The 17,397-nt window shown below is 61.3% G+C and carries 17 protein-coding genes and 1 pseudogene; 6 read left to right on the top strand and 12 right to left on the bottom strand.

Annotated features, from left to right (window positions below):
- Positions 1-10 precede the first annotated feature (10 nt).
- Together RI444_RS20850 and RI444_RS20845 are read right to left on the bottom strand one after the other, a co-directional pair.
- Positions 11-2,437, bottom strand: a complete 2,427-nt coding sequence (locus tag RI444_RS20850) for a hypothetical protein (RefSeq protein WP_207605368.1) — start codon at positions 2,435-2,437, stop codon at positions 11-13.
- Positions 2,434-4,386, bottom strand: coding sequence for a LamG-like jellyroll fold domain-containing protein (locus RI444_RS20845; RefSeq protein ID WP_207605369.1), 1,953 nt, complete (start codon positions 4,384-4,386; stop codon positions 2,434-2,436). The genes RI444_RS20850 and RI444_RS20845 overlap by 4 nt, the downstream gene beginning before the upstream one ends.
- A gap of 46 nt (positions 4,387-4,432) precedes the next feature.
- Here RI444_RS20845 and RI444_RS20840 point away from each other — a divergent pair, with 46 nt between their 5' ends.
- Positions 4,433-4,723: a transposase gene (locus RI444_RS20840; protein ID WP_062098648.1), complete on the top strand. Its 291-nt coding sequence runs from the start codon at positions 4,433-4,435 to the stop codon at positions 4,721-4,723.
- 35 nt (positions 4,724-4,758) lie between these two features.
- Positions 4,759-5,613: pseudogene (locus RI444_RS20835) on the top strand (IS3 family transposase); the annotation flags it as partial.
- A 42-nt stretch (positions 5,614-5,655) separates the two neighbouring features.
- On the opposite strand, the gene RI444_RS20830 reads toward RI444_RS20835, so the two are convergent.
- Complete coding sequence (locus RI444_RS20830; RefSeq protein ID WP_207605370.1) at positions 5,656-6,627, bottom strand: hypothetical protein; 972 nt, start codon at positions 6,625-6,627, stop codon at positions 5,656-5,658.
- A gap of 562 nt (positions 6,628-7,189) precedes the next feature.
- Positions 7,190-7,600 (bottom strand): hypothetical protein, encoded by a 411-nt coding sequence (locus tag RI444_RS20825; protein ID WP_021474470.1) that lies wholly within the window; start codon positions 7,598-7,600, stop codon positions 7,190-7,192.
- Between the two features lie 202 nt (positions 7,601-7,802).
- Between RI444_RS20825 and RI444_RS20820 the strand changes: the two genes are divergently transcribed.
- The 3 genes from RI444_RS20820 to RI444_RS23130 all read left to right on the top strand — a co-directional run bounded on the left by RI444_RS20820 (position 7,803) and on the right by RI444_RS23130 (position 9,456).
- A complete protein-coding gene (locus RI444_RS20820; protein ID WP_021474471.1) occupies positions 7,803-8,360 on the top strand; it encodes an SMI1/KNR4 family protein in 558 nt (185 codons plus the stop codon).
- A gap of 211 nt (positions 8,361-8,571) precedes the next feature.
- Complete coding sequence (locus tag RI444_RS20815; RefSeq protein WP_021474472.1) at positions 8,572-9,033, top strand: DUF6188 family protein; 462 nt, start codon at positions 8,572-8,574, stop codon at positions 9,031-9,033.
- A 123-nt stretch (positions 9,034-9,156) separates the two neighbouring features.
- Entirely contained in the window at positions 9,157-9,456 is a 300-nt protein-coding gene (locus RI444_RS23130; RefSeq protein WP_128397124.1) for a DUF4262 domain-containing protein, read from the top strand.
- 111 nt (positions 9,457-9,567) lie between these two features.
- Here the strand turns inward: RI444_RS23130 and RI444_RS20810 are convergent, their stop codons facing one another.
- Positions 9,568-10,242, bottom strand: a complete 675-nt coding sequence (locus RI444_RS20810) for a hypothetical protein (protein WP_128397123.1) — start codon at positions 10,240-10,242, stop codon at positions 9,568-9,570.
- A gap of 139 nt (positions 10,243-10,381) precedes the next feature.
- On the bottom strand, positions 10,382-10,546 hold the full coding sequence (locus RI444_RS20805) for a hypothetical protein (protein ID WP_156784028.1): 165 nt from the start codon (positions 10,544-10,546) through the stop codon (positions 10,382-10,384).
- A gap of 288 nt (positions 10,547-10,834) precedes the next feature.
- Here RI444_RS20805 and RI444_RS20800 point away from each other — a divergent pair, with 288 nt between their 5' ends.
- Positions 10,835-11,179, top strand: a complete 345-nt coding sequence (locus RI444_RS20800) for a hypothetical protein (RefSeq protein WP_021474476.1) — start codon at positions 10,835-10,837, stop codon at positions 11,177-11,179.
- 107 nt (positions 11,180-11,286) lie between these two features.
- Here the strand turns inward: RI444_RS20800 and RI444_RS20795 are convergent, their stop codons facing one another.
- From RI444_RS20795 to mscL, 6 genes are all read right to left on the bottom strand, one after another.
- Entirely contained in the window at positions 11,287-12,015 is a 729-nt protein-coding gene (locus RI444_RS20795; RefSeq protein WP_021474477.1) for an aspartate/glutamate racemase family protein, read from the bottom strand.
- A gap of 9 nt (positions 12,016-12,024) precedes the next feature.
- Positions 12,025-13,446 (bottom strand): amidohydrolase family protein, encoded by a 1,422-nt coding sequence (locus RI444_RS20790; protein ID WP_021474478.1) that lies wholly within the window; start codon positions 13,444-13,446, stop codon positions 12,025-12,027.
- 26 nt (positions 13,447-13,472) lie between these two features.
- Positions 13,473-14,282 carry an aspartate/glutamate racemase family protein gene (locus RI444_RS20785; protein ID WP_021474479.1) on the bottom strand — a complete coding sequence of 270 codons (810 nt, stop codon included), beginning with the start codon at positions 14,280-14,282 and terminating at the stop codon, positions 13,473-13,475.
- Entirely contained in the window at positions 14,279-14,968 is a 690-nt protein-coding gene (locus RI444_RS20780) for a GntR family transcriptional regulator (RefSeq protein ID WP_021474480.1), read from the bottom strand. The genes RI444_RS20785 and RI444_RS20780 overlap by 4 nt, the downstream gene beginning before the upstream one ends.
- Before the next feature lie 100 nt (positions 14,969-15,068).
- A complete protein-coding gene (locus RI444_RS20775) occupies positions 15,069-16,409 on the bottom strand; it encodes an MFS transporter (RefSeq protein ID WP_242703185.1) in 1,341 nt (446 codons plus the stop codon).
- Positions 16,410-16,890: 481 nt separating this feature from the next.
- Complete coding sequence (gene mscL / locus RI444_RS20770; RefSeq protein WP_021474482.1) at positions 16,891-17,331, bottom strand: large conductance mechanosensitive channel protein MscL; 441 nt, start codon at positions 17,329-17,331, stop codon at positions 16,891-16,893.
- Positions 17,332-17,397: the final 66 nt, after the last annotated feature.

The following is a 17,397-nucleotide window of genomic DNA, read 5'->3' as shown; positions in this document are numbered from 1 at the left end:
GTAGTACACCTCAGGTGGTGGTGCAACTGTCATCGGCGAGGGTACCGAATTCACCGTCGTCGCTGACGGCCATGATCCTGCCACGGCTGTCGTACGTGTTGGTGGTTTTGGTCTTGCGCCAGCCGTTGCCTTGACCGGAAGCGATCTGGGTTTGAGTGAACTCCGTTCCGGTGAAGTACGCCTTCACCGACCCGAGAGCCGCGGTGGAGGTCGCAGTCGGGTTCGGTCCCATCCAGGGTTTGGTGACCGTGCCGGAAAGGTATGTGCCTCCGCTGCCTTTGTAGCTGCGCTTCTCCAAGACCCGGCCGGCGAACCACGGCCAGTCAGGAACCGAGGCTGTCACACCATCGGATGAAGTGACAGTTATGGAGCGCATACCGCCGGAGGTGTTGGCCGGGGTGCCGTGACCGCCACGGAGGTAGGTACTGATTGTGTAGGGGTTGTTGGCCGTGACAGGGTCGTTGCCCGTAGTGACCTTGACCTGGGACCAACCACCGAGCACTGACCAGGTCTTCTTGGACCCGGCGGTGGAGGTGTCGTACGTGGGACCGGCGTACTTCCACAACGGCGTGCCGATGTAGTCATAGGTGGTCTGCATCGGCGTGCTGCCGTCATTGCCGGAACTGGAATACGTCGTGACCTTGGCCACCGGGTAGATATTGAAGTACGACAGGCGTTCTTCCTCAACGATCGGGTCCGTCGGGACCCAGTACTGCGGGAAGCACCGTTTCGTGTTCGTCTCCGGCACGATATCGGCTTTCCCGTCGGCGCTGCCGCCGGTGATGTCTTCCTTGGTGCACTCGGCCGGCATGTACGCCACGTCGGTGTGGCCTCCGGTGCTGTTGTTGATCTTGTCCAGCCGGATGCGGTTCATCGAGGACTGGCCTGAGCGGATGTCCTGGACACGGTTGTACATGCCGTGCCCGTCAAAGGTCGTGGCCGGGTCGGTAACCCAGGATGTGGTCCCGGTCGTGGTGGTGTCAGCGCCTTGATGGATGACCGACAGCAGCCACAGTGCGGGCCTGGTCCCGTCGCCTGGGTTGGGCATGCTGTGGCCGAGCGTCCAAACATCGGCGTTGCCGTAGCTGGAACCGACCAAGGTCTGCGAGATCACGGTCCAGAGACGGTAGTGAGTGTAGAACGTCGGCGCCTGCACGGGGCAGTTCGTCGCGGTGGGGCAGTTAAACTGCTCGTAAGGCACATCGTTGCCGGTGGCACAGCTGGTGCCTTGTTCGCAGCGTCCGGTGTAACCCAGGTGCACGACCATGGGCGCCTTGGCAGTCAGCTCACTGCCGGCCCGCATACCGTATTCCACACGGGCCAGACGGCTGGCCCGGACATAGGAATACGTCGGGCCGGTCCCGGCCTTGGTGTGATAGTAGTTCGTATCCTGCGTGTAGTAGAACGCCTGGGAGTTACCGTGCACGTCCACGATGTAGTCCAGGTTCCAGGCGTATGCCTGCTGGCAGAAATCCTGCACGGAGAACAGTTCCTTGCAGGGCTGGGTGTTGGTGGCAGCCCGGACCGGCACGTAATCGGTGGAGTTGGTGTTCTGCGTGGCGGAGCTCCATCCCGGCAGATGGTTCACGCCGAAGAAGTACTGGGTACCCTCAGGATCGGTGATTTTCCAGTAGTCACCGGCGAAGGTGCCGTTGGAGGCACCCGTGAGATACTCCACCCGGCTGCCGTCATCGTTTTGGAGCCGGTATTTCAGCTTCGGGTCCGTCTGGTTGGCGTCCTGGACGATGAGTCCGGTGCGGCTGCCGAACGAAATGCTGAACTGCTGCCCACCCGGGTTACCGCACAAATCCCACGTCGGGGTCCCGGCAGGAAGCTGGTCCCTGCAGGCGCCGAAGTTCTGACGAATCGTGCCCGCACCGGCCAGAGTCCAGCCGTCACCGACGACCGAGGCCTGGGTGTTCGTCGAACTGGTCAAACCATCCAGGATGGTCGAGTCATACGCCAACCCCAAGGCCGGGGTTTTCCCGGCAGGGGCGTTACGGATCGGGAACGGGTAGTTCCAGGTGAACCCGCCGGTCTGCCCGGTGGTGCCCCACGTGCCCGCTCCCACCCCGGGCAGACCGGTGAAATTCGAGGTGCCGTTCGAGCTCGTCGGCACCGAATCGGTCATCGGCACCCGCCCGGTCTTCTGCCCCACCGTGGCCGCGGTCGGTGTTTCGCCGAGAACGCTGTCAGCGGCCGACACGGCCGCAGTCTCCTCAACACCAGCTTTAGCGTCGTTGGCCGGTTCCGGTTCACTCCAGCGTTGGACCGGGACCGGGGTCCCGGTATCCGGAGCGGTGGGCGTGAACGCCGCAGGTACCGGTTCCGTCTCCGGGGCGGTGGTGAACCCGGAACCGGAGACGATCAACGCCGCCGACAGGGTCGCGGTCATAAGAACCTTGGCAGGGACTTCCCAAATTTTGGCTGTTCTCATTTGAGCAGTCCTGTCTTTTCGGTATCGTCGGGGTTCATGAAGGCGTCCTGCACACTGTCGAACTGTGCGGTGGTCAACATGCCCTGGGTGAGCATGGGTCGGTAGATCTTGCCGGTGAACTGCTGGGTCCCGGTCATGCTCTGGCCGATGATGACTTTTTGGGTGGGTCCGGCGCTGACGATGCTGTTCTGGGACGCGGCTACCACCCACGTTGTGACAGTGGTTGCCGACGTCAGGCTGAGTCGGAGCTGACGGTTGATCTTGTCGTACACGGCTGTGACGTACCGCCAACCACCAGCTACGAACGGGTCGCCCTTAACGATGTGACTGGAACTCGCCCCGGTCCAGGCCTGCAAGCGAGCCGCGCCCGTGAACTCATCGATCTCCAGCGCCGCGCCCGGGGTGGATCCGGCGAGTTGGGTGATCAGCGACTGGATCGAACCATTCAGGCTGGTTGGGCACACCCAGGCAGACATGCTGAAGTTCTCCGCCGTGTCCACGGCACGGCTCGGGTACTCAGCCTTCGCCCCAGCGCCGAGCTGCAGTGCCTTGGCGTTTGTCGTGCCCGTCGCGTCGGCGGTCCCGCACGTTCCGGTGGGTTTGCGTTGCTCGCCGTAGGCCTGGGTGGTGACGATGTCCTTCCACGCCGCCCCGCCGAACAACGTCAGCTGCTCCACGGTACGCACGGGGTCCGGTTCCAGGACCGTAAGGGACACTGTCTTCGGATTGCTCTTGCGGTAGGTTTCACCGCTGACGTTTCCGGCAGCGTCGAACGCCCACACCGACAGATACGACGTCTTGCTGACCGAGCCGATGTTGATCAACACCTTGGGCGTTTCAGGGCACAGGACGATGAATTCCTCCGTCGGCGGAGTCTGACAGGTGACCGTCGCCGGCGGAGCAACCTGCTGAAGCTCACTGACCGCATAGATAAATCCACTGGCCCGCATCTCACGGCCGCTGGTAAAGGAATTCGAAATTTCGAACTGATACGGAACCTTACCCGGCTCGTGGTACATGTCCGTGTAGTCAGCCACGGCAGCGTTGTAGGGCGACAGGTTGGTGCTCTTAGAAGTCACCACCGGCGGCTGGGGAGCAGTGGTGTCCACGCTAAAGGGGAAGCTCATCAGCGGGGAGATCCCGCCCCATATGTCCAAAGCTCTGGCCTCGAGGATGTAATCGCCTTCGGCCAGCGCCGGAGTGCTTCCCCAGTCAAGGGCCACCGATTTCCATGTCGGGGACGTGTTGTAGACGGCACCCGTGAAAACGTTCGCGCCCCCAGCAGCCGGGCGGACACTGAAATCAACCTCGATATTGCCGCCGTTCCAGTCGGGGTCGCCGGCGAAAACGGACAATTTGGGCTTGTTGATCCGAGTGATGTACTTGGATTGCCGCGGCACATCAGTCCACCGGCCCGCCTCGACCGAATCAATCGCCGGACCGTACGGGTTGCGGTTGTAATCCACATCGATGGTGGCCCCGTTAGTGAACCGCTTCCACCCCAGGCCATTGCTGTCGAGCTCATTGTCGGCGGCGAGCATGATCGTCCACTTGGTCGAGTTCAACAGAATGTTCTTACCCGCCATCAAGTCAAAACCGACCGTCCCGGCCGGGCACGCAGAACTGTAACCCTTTGCGACCGAAGCGATATCGGTGCGCATCGTCAACGACGGCTGGTTGTTCCACGTCGTGCTCGGGCTCACGATCCCGGTGATCCAGGAGGCTACACCCGTCGGAGTGCACGAGGACGCCCACGTCTCCACAGCGCTCAACCGGGCTGTGATGATCGCCGCCGATGCATCAAACGGTTTGCCCTCGAACTGGTAATACGTCCGGGCCAGATGCTGCACCCCGTCCGGGGCCCAATACGCCGGCAAGTATCCGACGTTCACCGTCGAGTCAGTGAACTGGCCATTCCAATACGAGGTATTCGGGTACGCCGTATCCACTGAGGTGTACTACTGATGTGAGACACAGTTTGAAAGGATTGTGCTCATGTCTGCTCGACCTACCTATTCCGATGAGTTCAAGGCCGATGCCGTCGCTTTGGCGGCGTCTTCGGGCCGTCCGTTGCCTGCCGTTGCTGCTGATCTCGGGATCTCGTTGACTGCTCTGAAGCGGTGGATTCGGTTGGCCCGTGAGGCTGATCAGGAAAGCGGTGGCAAGCCCGATGACCCGGTAGATCCGGTGAAATTCAAAGCCATGGAGGCCCGGCTGCGGGAGCTCGAGCGGGAGAATGATTTCCTGAAAAAAGTTTCGGCGTTCTTCGCCAAAGAACAGCGGTAGAAGATCTCTACCGCGTTGTTCAGGAGGAGAACGCCGACTTTCCGGTGGCCTGGATGTGCCGGCAGTTGGGGCTTCCGCGGGCCTCGTACTACCGGTGGCGTGACGCTGAGGAGACACCGACCGCGGCCCGTCACCGGGAACTGACGGACCAGGTGAGGACCGTCTTCGATTCCTCGGACGGGATCTTCGGTCACCGCATGGTGCATACCAAACTTGTTGCCGCCGGCATCGAGGTGTCGGTGGGCACCGTGGCGGGGATCATGGCTGAGAACGGATGGGCGGCAAAGCGGATGCGCGCCTTCAAGCGCACCACCATAGCCTCGGATCCGGACAAGGTCTTCGCGGACCTCATCGGCCGGGATTTCACGGCAGATGCCCCGGGCACCCGTTTGGTGGGCGATATTACCTACTTGCGGACCGGTGAGGGCTGGCTGTATCTGGCCACCGTCATTGACCTGTGCACCAGGATGGTCGTCGGTTGGGCCATGGCGGACCACATGCGCGCCTCGTTGGTTACCGGGGCCCTGAGGATGGCCAGAGACCGCGGCCACCTGACCCCGAACGCCATCTTTCACAGCGATCGCGGGACGCAGTACACGTCCCGCGAAATGGGCGCTTGGTGCGCCGGAAACAAGATCCGTCAATCGATGGGCGCTACCGGGGTGTGTTGGGATAACGCCGTGGCCGAATCGCTGTTTTCATCCCTGAAGAACGAGTTCTATCACCATCACAGCTTCGCGACCCGCCAAGACGCCAGACGGGCCACGATGCGTTACATCGAAGTGTTCTACAACCGCTGGAGGCCTCACACCAACAACAAGGGTCTCCCGCCAGCGACGGCAATGGCCAACTTCGCACCAAAAAGGCAGCCGCTGTCCGCTGCTGCCTGACCGAAAAGAAACTACCCGGCTGTCTCACATTCTTGACACACCTCACACGAACACGTACGAGGTGCGGTCCTGATGCCACAAAGGGTCTATGTAGAGTGGGTACTGCAAACCAGGGGTATCCAGAATCTCAGACATACCGAACACCTGGGTCTGCTTGTCCCCGTCCTGGCCAAGACTCAACCTAAACGGCCTCGTCAGGCCCGTCGTACCCGGGTCCGTCGCCGATGCTCCCTCCTGAGAGGAATCCCACCACTGACCACCCGTAGTCCGGAGTTCAATCTCCCGCGAGTCATCACCAGTAGCCGTCAACGTGCCTTCCGGTGACTGGCCAAGCTCCGCGTTGTCAGCATCCAAGAACAGGCGCATCTGGACCACGCGCGGATCCCGGGCCGCCTCGACGGATTCGATCTTCAAGACCTGCGAAACACCGGTCTGGTGCGCGATCTGCACCAGATCAACCCCAGGCAACACCTGCCTGTACGTGGCCGTATCCCCGTCAAGCACAGGTTCAGGCAAGTTTCCGAACGGCCACGACTGCGTGATCGAGTGACCCTTCTGATCATCAATCCTCGCCATGTCATTGGAACCACCGGCACCGATCGTCACATCAACAGGTACCTGTTCCGGTTTGATCACGGTCTTACCGTCCTCAACGGTCCTGACCAGATCAGTGGAAATATCCACCCATCCCCCGCTGGTTTCCATCCTCACCGGCAACGTCGAGATAGAACGCGTGAACGTTCCGTTCGGGTTCGCGACCGTCAGATCCGTCGGGGTGGTCGCGGAATCAACAACCACCTTCTCTCCCGACGCTTTCGCCTCCGCCTGCGCAGCTGCTTCTGACCCTGGCTCCGCGACGGGGCCGCCGGTTTCCGGTTCCAGCGTGGGTGCCGTCTCGACCGGTTGAACACCAGGACCGGCAACAGCAGCGGGCACAGCAAGACCGGCAAGAAGCAACGAAACCGTCAGCACAGGAACGCAGGCGCGACGAAGGAAGGCAGCAGAAGAAGCCACAGCATCACTTTCTGGAGCAAAGTCACTCGACAGAGGGATGCGTCAGTTGCCGTCAGAAACCCCCAATTCGACTAGCGAAAGGAGACTAACCCGGGTTTAAGGGTTTTGCCAAGGAAAATCCAGTCAACACACAGGAAGGCACCTTATAGTTCCAGCCTTGACTTCGGTGGGTTGCAGAAATACAACCTATAAAGGTTTCCAACAAAGGAAATTGACCACTTCGCGGAAACACAATCACGTCATCATCACGTAACAAGCCGGAGTCGACAGGTGGTCCTGGCTTCCCGACGGATCCAGTTCAACACCCACAAACCAACTAATGCGGTCAAAAGTCGCCGCAGCCGTCGTGGGCTTTGCAGGTATGGTCTACCTCGCGACCGCCTAGTCAACGAGACGTACCCATGGGCCCCAAATGATTAAGCGGTCACCGGCAGCCGGCAGGGATTCCAGCTGCCGCTGCCTCCGTGCGAGAAGTTGCAGGGTTGAGCTGTTTTCGAAGGGTGCTGACCCTGGCATCGGACCGCTCTTAGACAAATTCGTTTCCGTGACCGCTTAGGGTCCCCTATTCGGGCGCTGTTTCAGCGGTCAGGCCTCGTGGGTCGGAGCGCCAGAAGAACAGCGCGCCGAATGCGGCACCTCCGAGAATCCCTGTGACAGCAGCCGTCGCCCAGCGATCAGCATGCAGTACTAGGGGAAGAACAGCGAAGAAGGCAAAGGTCGCGATAGATGAAGCCATCATTGCAACGGCACCAGTAGACAGCGCACGCCTCGATCGCGATGACGATTCCGGCACTACGCTCTCAAAGACATCCACGACCCCGGCAACGAGAAGCCCGAGCGCCGCTGTCGCCAAGCTGATAAAGAAAAAGGCGAACAGAGCCCATAGGGGCTCACCCAATTTGATTGGTTTTCCCCACCCCAAACTGAGGAAATAGACGGCCGATCCAGCTACCCCAAGGATTGCTCCCAGCAAAAGTAATCTGGGTTTCAACTCACCCCGCCGCCACTACCCAGGGCGGGAAGGTTTTCCAACCATCATGGAGCACTGCTTTCCGAAGATTCTTGGTGACAAGTCCAACTTTTCGAGCAATGCTATCGGACTTCCTCCGGCGGGAGGGGCATCCGAGCGACTGTGCGCTCAGGGATCGAGTTAGGTTCATTCTATGATGAAACCAATGACGGAAGCCATGAGCACCATTGACGAACACTTGGTGCGGCTTCAGCGCCCGACAGTTCAGCTGCTAAATCCTGGAGCGGACGCTGAAGAGGCTCGTCGCCGTTTCGGGGCACATGGTCTGCGACTCGGCAGGGAGCTCGCTGCACTGTATGGCTGGCATAACGGAACAAACGTTGCTCCAGGCGTTGTCTTGGATGACGCCCATCTCCTTCCGGGCTTCTATCTCATGAGTATCGACGAGGCATTCAGAACTTTCGAGAAGATGGATGAACTCAATGTCAGCCCCTCGTGGCTGCCTATCTTGACTAATGGTGGAGGAGATTTCTCGTTTATTGATTGCTCGACGGAAGATGTCCAGCCCATATTCAACTTCCGTTTCGAACAAGACGTCCATAGAATGCAGTTCCTGTCCGTAAGCGACATGCTTGGAACGATTGCTGAGGCTTATGACCAGGAAGTCTTCTTCCTGGAGGAACGTTGGCTTGAAACGGACGATGAGGCATGGTGGGAGCTTGCGCGATCCCTTAATCCAAGAGCGGATTATTGGAGTCACTAATGGGATAATTCTTCCGGGTATGAACTCGCCTAGTGCCTGTCCCTGCACGGTTGGGGATCCTTACCCGGACAAATATGTCGCTTGGACTACGGCGGGTACCGGGAGGCATATTCCTGCTACCGTGCTAGCTGTCCTGCCCCCGAGGCTCCATAAAGGCCCCTTGTCCAGCAAGCAAAGGGCGTTCCGGAAACGATCAATCACGCGAGGCAAAATGACCGACGACGGGCCGTTCATCCGAGCCGAAGCCGGAGGCATCCACGGAAGAAGGGACGAGCAGGAAATCACAATCGCCAATGATCTCATCCAGGCTGTCCTCGGGTACCAACTTGCAAAATTCCGCCTAGACTACGGAGTCCACCTGGAATTAGGAAACGACTTCGAGATCACTATCGAGACGGAATTCACCCTCGAAGCTGGCGAAATACGGTGGACCGGCGAGCCACTGACGACAGAGGCAGGTAAAGTCCTCTTACCTCTGACCTCGACGACGGTATCGGAAGCCACGATCGGCAACGATGGTACGTTACGTCTCGCCCTTGGCCAGGCGACGCTGACGGTTTCGCCGCACCCTCTTTACGAGGCATGGCAATTCAGAGGACCCCGAGACTTACTGATTGTGTGCTCGCCCGGCGGTGACTACGTCGCGTACTGGGCGCCGATCCTTGACCCCTAACCCTGCCCCGCTAAGGGATCCCCATCCGGGCGTGCAGCGGTGTCGTCAATCGACACCGCTGCCGATTGACGACACAGCTTCCACGGCGTTGCTAGATTGAGTCCGTGAAACTTAAGGACAGCAATGACCTGTCTTCAATCAACTGCTGTCGTTGATCGAAGAACACGGGTGGGCGGTACGTCATGTCGGCGCTTCAGCCCGGGAAGCATCACCACCGACCTCACCGAACCGCCAGCTCCCATCGCTTTCATCTCGGCAGAAAACGTCACAGGGCTGACGGCGGTGGCAGAAGTGTACGGCAAAGTAGAGGCTCTACAAGCAATCTGGAGTGACTCCACCGGACGGTTGCCCTGGGAGCCGTCCTACCGCAATGCTGCGGATGCGCAACCTCTGTTGGGTCCAGTCCCCGAGTCCTTCACCTAACCTTCTAGCTGGGTTGTAACAACGCCCGGTAGAGGATCCTCAGACTGGACGAAAATGCCTCGAGGCTTCTGGCCGTGCAAAAACCGATGGCAGGACGCCACGTTTCGTGTGTCAGTCCCGTCCCGACGGGTCTTCGCTCTCCTCGGCCGTGTCCTGCATCCCCCAGCGAACATTGAAGGCGTCAGCACTATTCAGCCCGAAACCGAGCCTATGCTCGGCTGGCACAAACTGAACACCTTCCGCAAAATGCATCGTCAGTTCGATCCGCGGACTTACCTCTAAACGGTCGTCTTCGACGCGTTTGACGTCATCGAGAGACACTCGCCATTCCATAACGGGGAACGAATTCGGTGGTTCTCCCATCCCCTCTGGGTCCATCACTTGGCCTATGAGATGTCCCCTCATCTCAATCCAAAGCGGGCTTGTGTCGACCAGTTTCTTGGTCAACAGCCCAGAGTGCGTTTCTGCTTCAAGAACGAGAAGGTTCAGTACCCCTGCTCGAACATAATCAAGGAGCTTTCGGGCGTGGAGATTGGCACTCGCTCGGTACTCTGACACTGCTATGCTCCCGTGCTCTAGTCCGTCGCTTGCCCTTCGTGCCGCGTCGTAAGTGTCTATATCTCCTTGGCAGATGACGTCTCGTCGCACTCTCGCTAGGAGCATCTCGATCCAGTTCGAACGCGTCACATCGATCCCTCTGTGCTGCGCATGGTCCTCGCGAGACTCGAAGCCGAGAGCCTCCTGTTGGGCCCGCTCGGCGGCAGGCGCAAGAGCCTCGAGAGCCATGTAGGCGTGGGCTAGTGCGAAAGCTTGGCCCCTGGTGTTCCAGTATTGGAGCGCAGCGTGGTACTGTCCGATCGCTCGGCTGAGACGGGCCGACTCTGGGGAGGCTAGGAAGGATTGGAGCAACTGGCCGAGAAGCCCTTTATCGAGCCTTCTGGTCCTCGAAGCGCGTCCAGAGTTCGACATCCACAGGCGCCGGTTCGGAAGGCAGTCCCTTAAGCGCAAAGCGATGGCCGGGCAGAAGCTCAGTTCCACTGCCCGCCAAGAGGAGCACGCGCCATCGTGCGGATTCATCTACAGCCTTCATGCATCCATCCCCTGTCATCCTGAAACAGAGCCGTTCCCACGGAAGTGGCGACCACATTTCCACCAACTCCCGTCGAATCACCATGGTCTGTACCCTGGTGCCCTCCGGTCGCTGCAGTGGCTTCAACATGCGGTAACGGCTCCAGCCAAGGCTACTTCTAAGGCGCCGTTCACTCACGGTCAACTCGTTCGGTAAGGGATCCTCAAACGGACGTCGGATAGCGTGACAGACTTCTAGCCAGTTCGGATTAGTTTCCGCGATTGCTCGACTGAAGGAGGAACTTACTTAGTGTCGCAGGTACAAAGACGAGAGGCAGTATATGACCTCATCCAGTTGCGGTGCCCGTTGCAGGAGGCCTTGGCTCGATTGTCGACTTTTGAATGGCCATCGCAGGAAGAGCTCGCCACTGCCTTTGCTCGGGATATCGGCCATGCACTTGATGAATTTTGGGCCGGGAAGATTAGCGCAGATGATCTTTGTGTGTGGGCTGAGGAACTGCAGGGCCGAGAAGATATTGCACTGAATCCCGAGGATCGCGATTTCTTGGCGGATGCACTATTCCAACTGTCTACGCCCGAGATATGTGGTCCCGCTGATGAGGTGGCCCTTGCCCTCAGGGTGCGGCTGACCTAACACCCAGGCCCTCATAGAAGACAGCCTGCCCGGTGAGGGATCCTTCACCGGGCAGGCTGAAACGGCCAGTGCTCTCGATGAGCCTGCGGAACGCCGCCCCGAGGGCGTCAGCCCGCCAGCAACTTCCCCCACTTGGAGTCCAGGAGCGGGGCTCCGGCCAGCTTCAGCGCGTGCCAGAGGGTCACCGCCACGGAATCGAGAACGGGTACTCCGGTGCGGGCCTCCACCTCCGCCGTGATGTCGGCGCCGTACAGGTTGGTGCACAGGTACACCAACGCATCAGGATGGGATGCTGCCAACTCAAGTGAACCCGGCAGCATCTCGTCGTCCGTCACCCGTGCGAACGATTCGTTGTCGCTCAGGTCCAGGTGGCGGTGGTCGATGGTCTTGATCCCCTCGCGGGCGTACGAAGCGACCACGGCATCATTCACATCCGGAGTGTAGGGCGTGAACAGCCCGATCCGCTCGGTCCCGAATTCGGAAAAGGCGGAAAGGTAGGCCAGCGTCGAGGTCGTGGCCGGGATGCCGGTGGCTTCGGTGATCTCCCGGACCATGGCGTGGTCATGCGCGGCACCGAGCCAGGATCCCGATGTCCCGTTCCAGGCAATGACATCAACGTTTGCGGTGGCCAGCAGTTCAGCGGCAGCCCGCATCACGGACGAATCGAACTGCTTGTCCGAGGAATCATCCAGCGCAATACGGGTAACAGGGATCCGGGTGGAATGAATGGTCACGTCCCGGCGGTCGCCAAGGATCCGGTAGGTCTGCGGTTCCAGGCAGGTGTTGGAGGACGGCACGATCATGCCGATGCGGGTAGGGCGGTCAAGTGAAGGCATGGGGGTCTCCTAAACGGAAGCGGAAACAGGTGCAGAAAGGGAACGGTGTTCGGTGAAGCCGTTGCGGGCGATGAAGCGGCCCGCGGCTCCGGGATCGTGGAAGCCGGCGCCATCCAGGACCACGCGACCGGCAGAAACCACGACGGCGGGCCAGCCGTTCAGCGTCTTCCCTTCGAAAGGCGAGAAATCGGTCCCCATGTGCAGCGCACCGCCGTCGACGGTTCGCTGTGCGGCGGGATCGAAGATCACCAGGTCGGCGTCGAAGCCTTCAACGACGGCGCCTTTTCGAGGGAGCGCGTTGATGCGCGCGGGGCCGGCGGAGAAGACCTCCACGAAGTCCTCCACGGAGCCGCCTGACTCGGTGACCATGGCCGTGAAGGCCACGGGCATCCGGGTCTCGACGCCGGGCAGGCCGTGAGGCATGAAGCGGATGTCGTCCGTGCGCTCGCGTTTTTGGGAGAGGTCGTAGCAGGAGTGGTCCGAGGAGACCGTATGGATGGCACCGGAGGCGAGGCGTTCCTTCAGGGCAGCAACGGTTTCGGCATTGCGCATAGGCGGGCAGCAGGCATACCACTCGGGGAACGTGGATCCGTACACGCTCTCATCCAGGGTGACGTAGTGCGGGCACGTCTCCGAGTAAGCCTCCTGTCCGCGCTCGCGGGCGGCGGTCACCAGGTCCACTGCGCCGGGCGTGGACTGGTGGACGAAGTAGACGGGGGCTCCGGTGTACTCGGCCATCGCGAGGGTTTCCTTGACGGAGATTTCTTCGGCGAGTTCGGGCCGTGTGCGGTGCAGGTGCTCGATCCCGATCAGGCCGTCGGAGGCGTGCTGCTCGGTGCAGTCGGTGATGATCGCGTCGTGCTCGGCGTGGATGTACGTGAGGCCGTCCAGGCGCACCATTTCGCGCATGACCTTCAGGATGGTGTCGTTGTCCGCCATGGTGGTGCCGCGGTTGGTGGTATACATCTTCACTGACCGGACGCCCTCGGCGGCGAGTTGTTCGAGCTGCCACGGTACGGTCTCATCCCAGGCGATCACGGAGCCGTGCAGGGCAACGTCGCAGCGGGACTCCTGGGCGAGGCGTTTCTTGTTGAGCACTGCCTCGAGTGGTGTTTCCTGGGCGTCGCGGGGGATGCCGAAATCGATGATGGTGGTGGTTCCGCCCCACAGTGCTGCGGTGGAGGTGGTGGCGTAGTCGTCCAGCGTCCGGAAGCGGCCGGTGACCTGTGCGACGTGGCAGTGCCCGTCCACGCCGCCGGGAATCACCAGCATGCCTGCAGCATCTACGGTGCGGGCCGCTGCGGGTACGGGTTCGGTGGCATCGAGCAGCGCGGTGACTTTTCCGCCGTCGACGATGACGTGGGCGGACTGCCGCCCGAAACTGTTCACCACCGTGCCGTTGGCGATTACGAGGTCTGGGAGTTGGGACATCTTCGTCCTCCTGTTCTGAAGGGTTCTTAGGACGTGGCCGACAGGTGCGCTGCTTGCGCGGCGGTCATGGCGGCGTCGAGGTGAGGGGAGAGGCCGCGGCGCGCTTTGACCGGCGGGGCCGCGAAGGAGCCACCCCGGTGGGTGCCGGACTTGAGGGAGACCACGGCCTCGGCCATGCGGATGCCTGCCGAGATGCCGTCTACCACCGGGACGGGGATTTGGCCTTCCAGGCCGCGGGCCAGCCCGGCAAGCGGGGCGCCGGCGAGGATCACAACGTCGGCTCCGTCCTCAGCGGCGGCCTGCCGGCTTAGTGCCAGCAGGGTTTCTTTGAAGTCTGCCTGGACCGAACCGATGGAATTGAGGGATTGGTTGATGGAACGGATGGACGCGAGGCGGCCGCCGAAACCGAAGCGTTCCACGCAATCGCGGTACCAGGCCTGGATGCGGTCGGAGATAGCGATGATGGAGAAGCGCTGGCCTTGCAGGGCCGCGGCGCACAGGGCCGCTTCCGTGATCCCGATGACGGGGATGTCCACCAGTTCCTTCAGGGCCGGCATGCCGGGATCGCCAAAGGCGGCCACGACGACGCCGTCAATGGCGGAACCTGAGCGTGCGTCCGAAGCTGGACTGCCGTCGTCGTGCGTGTATTCGGCAATCAGCTCTGCGACCGCGCCGGCGGCAATCAGGGATTCAAAGCGCGTCTCGATGTACTCGACGCCGTGCCCGGCGGTCCGGACCACCAGCTCGGTGCCCTCGCTGGCTGAACGCAGGGCTTCTGCCTCAATGAGCGCCGTGACGTCGTCGCTGATGTTGGGGTTGATGACCAGGAGTTTCATGGCTTCTTCCGTAGTTTTCTGGGTTCGGGCACGCCCGCGCCGGTTTCCTCCGGGAACTGGTCGCGGTACTTGCTGACGTGCGACGCCGACTGGTGGGCCGCGCGGTCAGGGTCGCCGCTGGCGATGGCTGCGTAGAGTTCGCGGTGCTCGCGGATGAGTTCGGGCAGGTCGCTGACGTGACGGAACAGCCAGTGCATGCGGCCTTGGAGGGGTTCCAGCGCGGAGCGGAGAAAGTCGTTGTTGGCGATGCGGGTGATGGCATCGTGGAATTCGCTGTTGGCGCGGTGGGCTTCCAGGATGGAGCCTTTCGCGAGGAACTTTTCGGCTTGGTCGAGCAGGCCTTCGAGCTGACGGAGGTCTTCTGCGGTGGCGCGCTTGGCAGCCAGTCGGCAGGCGAGGACTTCGAGGGATTGCCGGACGTCGAAGAGGTCTTCCACGTCCTTCGCGCTGAGTCCGCTGACCTCGCTGCCGCGCCCTGCACGGTCGCGGATCAGGCCTTCTTGACGGAGCATCCGGAGCGCCTCGCGGATGGGGAGCCGGGAAACGTTGAATTCGGCAGCAAGGTCCCGCTCCACCAGCCGGGTACCGGGCGCATAATGCCCTTCGAAAATCCTGGAACGGAGCGTGTCACGCACGGATTCCCGGAGGGGGCGGTCCGTGTTGTTCGTGTCTTCTGCGGTCAGCATGTGAGCTCCATTTCGTGATGTGTGAGGCAATGCGCCCGGTCCCGGCGGTGCCCGGCCATTGGGTGGTTCAGGACCCTCCGGCCGGCCCGGTGAGTGCGAGTCAGACCGGGAGCCGCTTGTTGTAATCGAGGGCCAGGACGGAGATGCCCATGACCACAGCGGATCCAACAAAGTACAGCAGTGCCCAGGTGTAGGAGCCGGTGGCCCCGACAATCAGGCCTACCACAATCGGGGTGACGAACCCGGCAATGTTGCCGCTGAAGTTCATCGCTCCACCCAGCACGCCGGCATTGGTACGGCCGCCAAGGATGGACGGGATGGACCAGAAGAGGCCCACCCAGCGGAGGAAGAACAGGACTGCGGAGAGGAGGACGACGGCGGTGATCGGGTCCGGGACGATCGTCACGCCAACCAGGCCGCCGACTACGACGAGGCTGGAGATACCCAGCAGGGTGCGCATGACTTTGTTGGCCGAAGCGCCGGAGGCCCGCCACTTGTCCGCAATGGCGCCGCCGAGGATCTCGCCGACGAAGCCCGCGCCGAAGATCACGAACGTGGACCAGCCGATGGTCTTCAGGTCAAAGCCCTTTGCCTGTGCCAGGTACAGCGGACCCCACGTCAGCAGGCCGTAGAACACTCCGTTGAAGCCGAGCCAGCCGAAGCACATGGCCCAGAAGGAGCGGAACTTCAGGTAAGGCAGGAGGGCGCGCTTGCCCTGTGCCCCTTCACGGGCGGCCTCGGCGTCTTCCTCGGCGTGGGATTCTTCGATGTAGCTGGCTTCGGCATCGTTCACGCCCTTGTGCTGGCGGGGGTTGTCACGGATGTACCACCAGACGGCCAGGCCCATGAGGACGGTGGCTCCGCCGGCGATGATGAAGGACATCCGCCAGCTGCCGGTGGAGGCGATCAGCCAGGTGATGAGGATGCCGCCCAGACCGGCACCCAGGGGAGCTCCGGCGTCGAGGATGGTGGCGCCGCGGCCACGTTCCTTCCTGTGCATCCAGATGGCATTGAGCTTGCCGCCGGCCGGCATGACGCCGGCCTCGGTGACGCCGATGCCCAAACGGGCGATGAACATGCTGAGGAATCCGCCGGCAAGGCCGGATGCGGCCGTGGCAGCACCCCAGCCGACGCACGATGCGGTGACAACTTTGCGGGGGCCGAACCTGTCAATCAGCCAGCCCACGGGGATTTGCATGAGGGCGTACGTCCAGAAGAACGCCGATAGCAGCAGGCCCACGAGTTCAGGGGCGAGGTTGAATTCTTTTTGGATGATGGGGAGGGCTACGGAGATGGAACCACGGTCGATGTAATTGACCGCAACCAGGACCAACAAGAGGATAAAGAGCTTCCAGCGGACGTTCGTGCGTCGCTGCACGCCGTCCTTGCCGGGCTTTTGGTCGGTGTCCTGGGTTGCCAGTTGGGCGTTTTCGATAGACACAGCTTCTCCTTCAGTAGGAGTCGACGGGATGGGGAATGTCTTTGGGGTGAGCCGGTGCGGGATATCGCTGCGGCGTGACCCTTACCGGCGGCAACTGTTGCGGTGCCTGCTCTTCGGTGGAACGTGCCCGCAGCCGGTGGTGGATCTTTTGGGATCCCGTTTTGGGATCCCAAAATCAAAGTTAGGTGTGGCGGGGACCACTGTCAAGAGGTTTGGTATACCCAGTCTTCCGACGGATTGTGACTGAGGGTTGCTGCGGTGGATGGCTCAGTGGTTATCGATCGCTGCGGCTCCGCCTCCGACATGCGAAAACCCGGCGAACCTTGGTAGGTTCACCGGGTTTTTCGTTGAGGTACTCGGCGGGATCTCGGTGTAGGTGGGTCAGCGGTACTGGGCCGCCTGGGATACCGGCCCTTCTGGTGATTTGGGCTTAACCCGACCTGGGTATGCCAGCTGCCGGGCCGCCGTCGTGCTTTGCTCTTTAGCGGATGGGGTCGCTGTCCAGGTCGCGGTTCCCGCGGCCGTTTGCTTCCTTGAGCAGGTCGCGGATCTCGGCCAGCAGGGCAGTGTCGGCAGGCAGCGGCTCTTCCTCGGGCTCCTCGGTGGACAGGCGGTCCTTGACCATGGAGTTGATCTTGTTCATGGGCGCCACGAAGATGAAATAGACCACGGCAGCGGTGATCAGGAACGTCACCAGAGCGGTCAGGACGGCCCCCAGGTTCACGAAGGTGGCCTCGTTGTCAGGCCAAATCCGGAAGCCCAGGCCATCGGCGTTGACGCCGCCGGCCGCTGCGATCACCGGGTTGATGATGTTGTTGGTGAACGCGCCCACCAGTGCGGTGAAGGCGCTGCCAATGACGACGGCGATCGCCAGCTCGATCACGTTGCCGCGGAGAATGAAGTCCTTGAAACCCTTAAACATGTCATGTCCTCTGATCAGTCGGTGCTCATCGCTCAAAGCAGAGAACAAACTACCACCCGCAAGTAT

The organism is Paenarthrobacter sp. AT5, assembly GCF_032764245.1.
GTDB lineage: Bacteria > Actinomycetota > Actinomycetes > Actinomycetales > Micrococcaceae > Arthrobacter > Arthrobacter ureafaciens.
The sequence above is the reverse complement of the archived record's forward strand: the minus strand, read 5'-3'. Positions and strand labels throughout refer to the sequence as shown.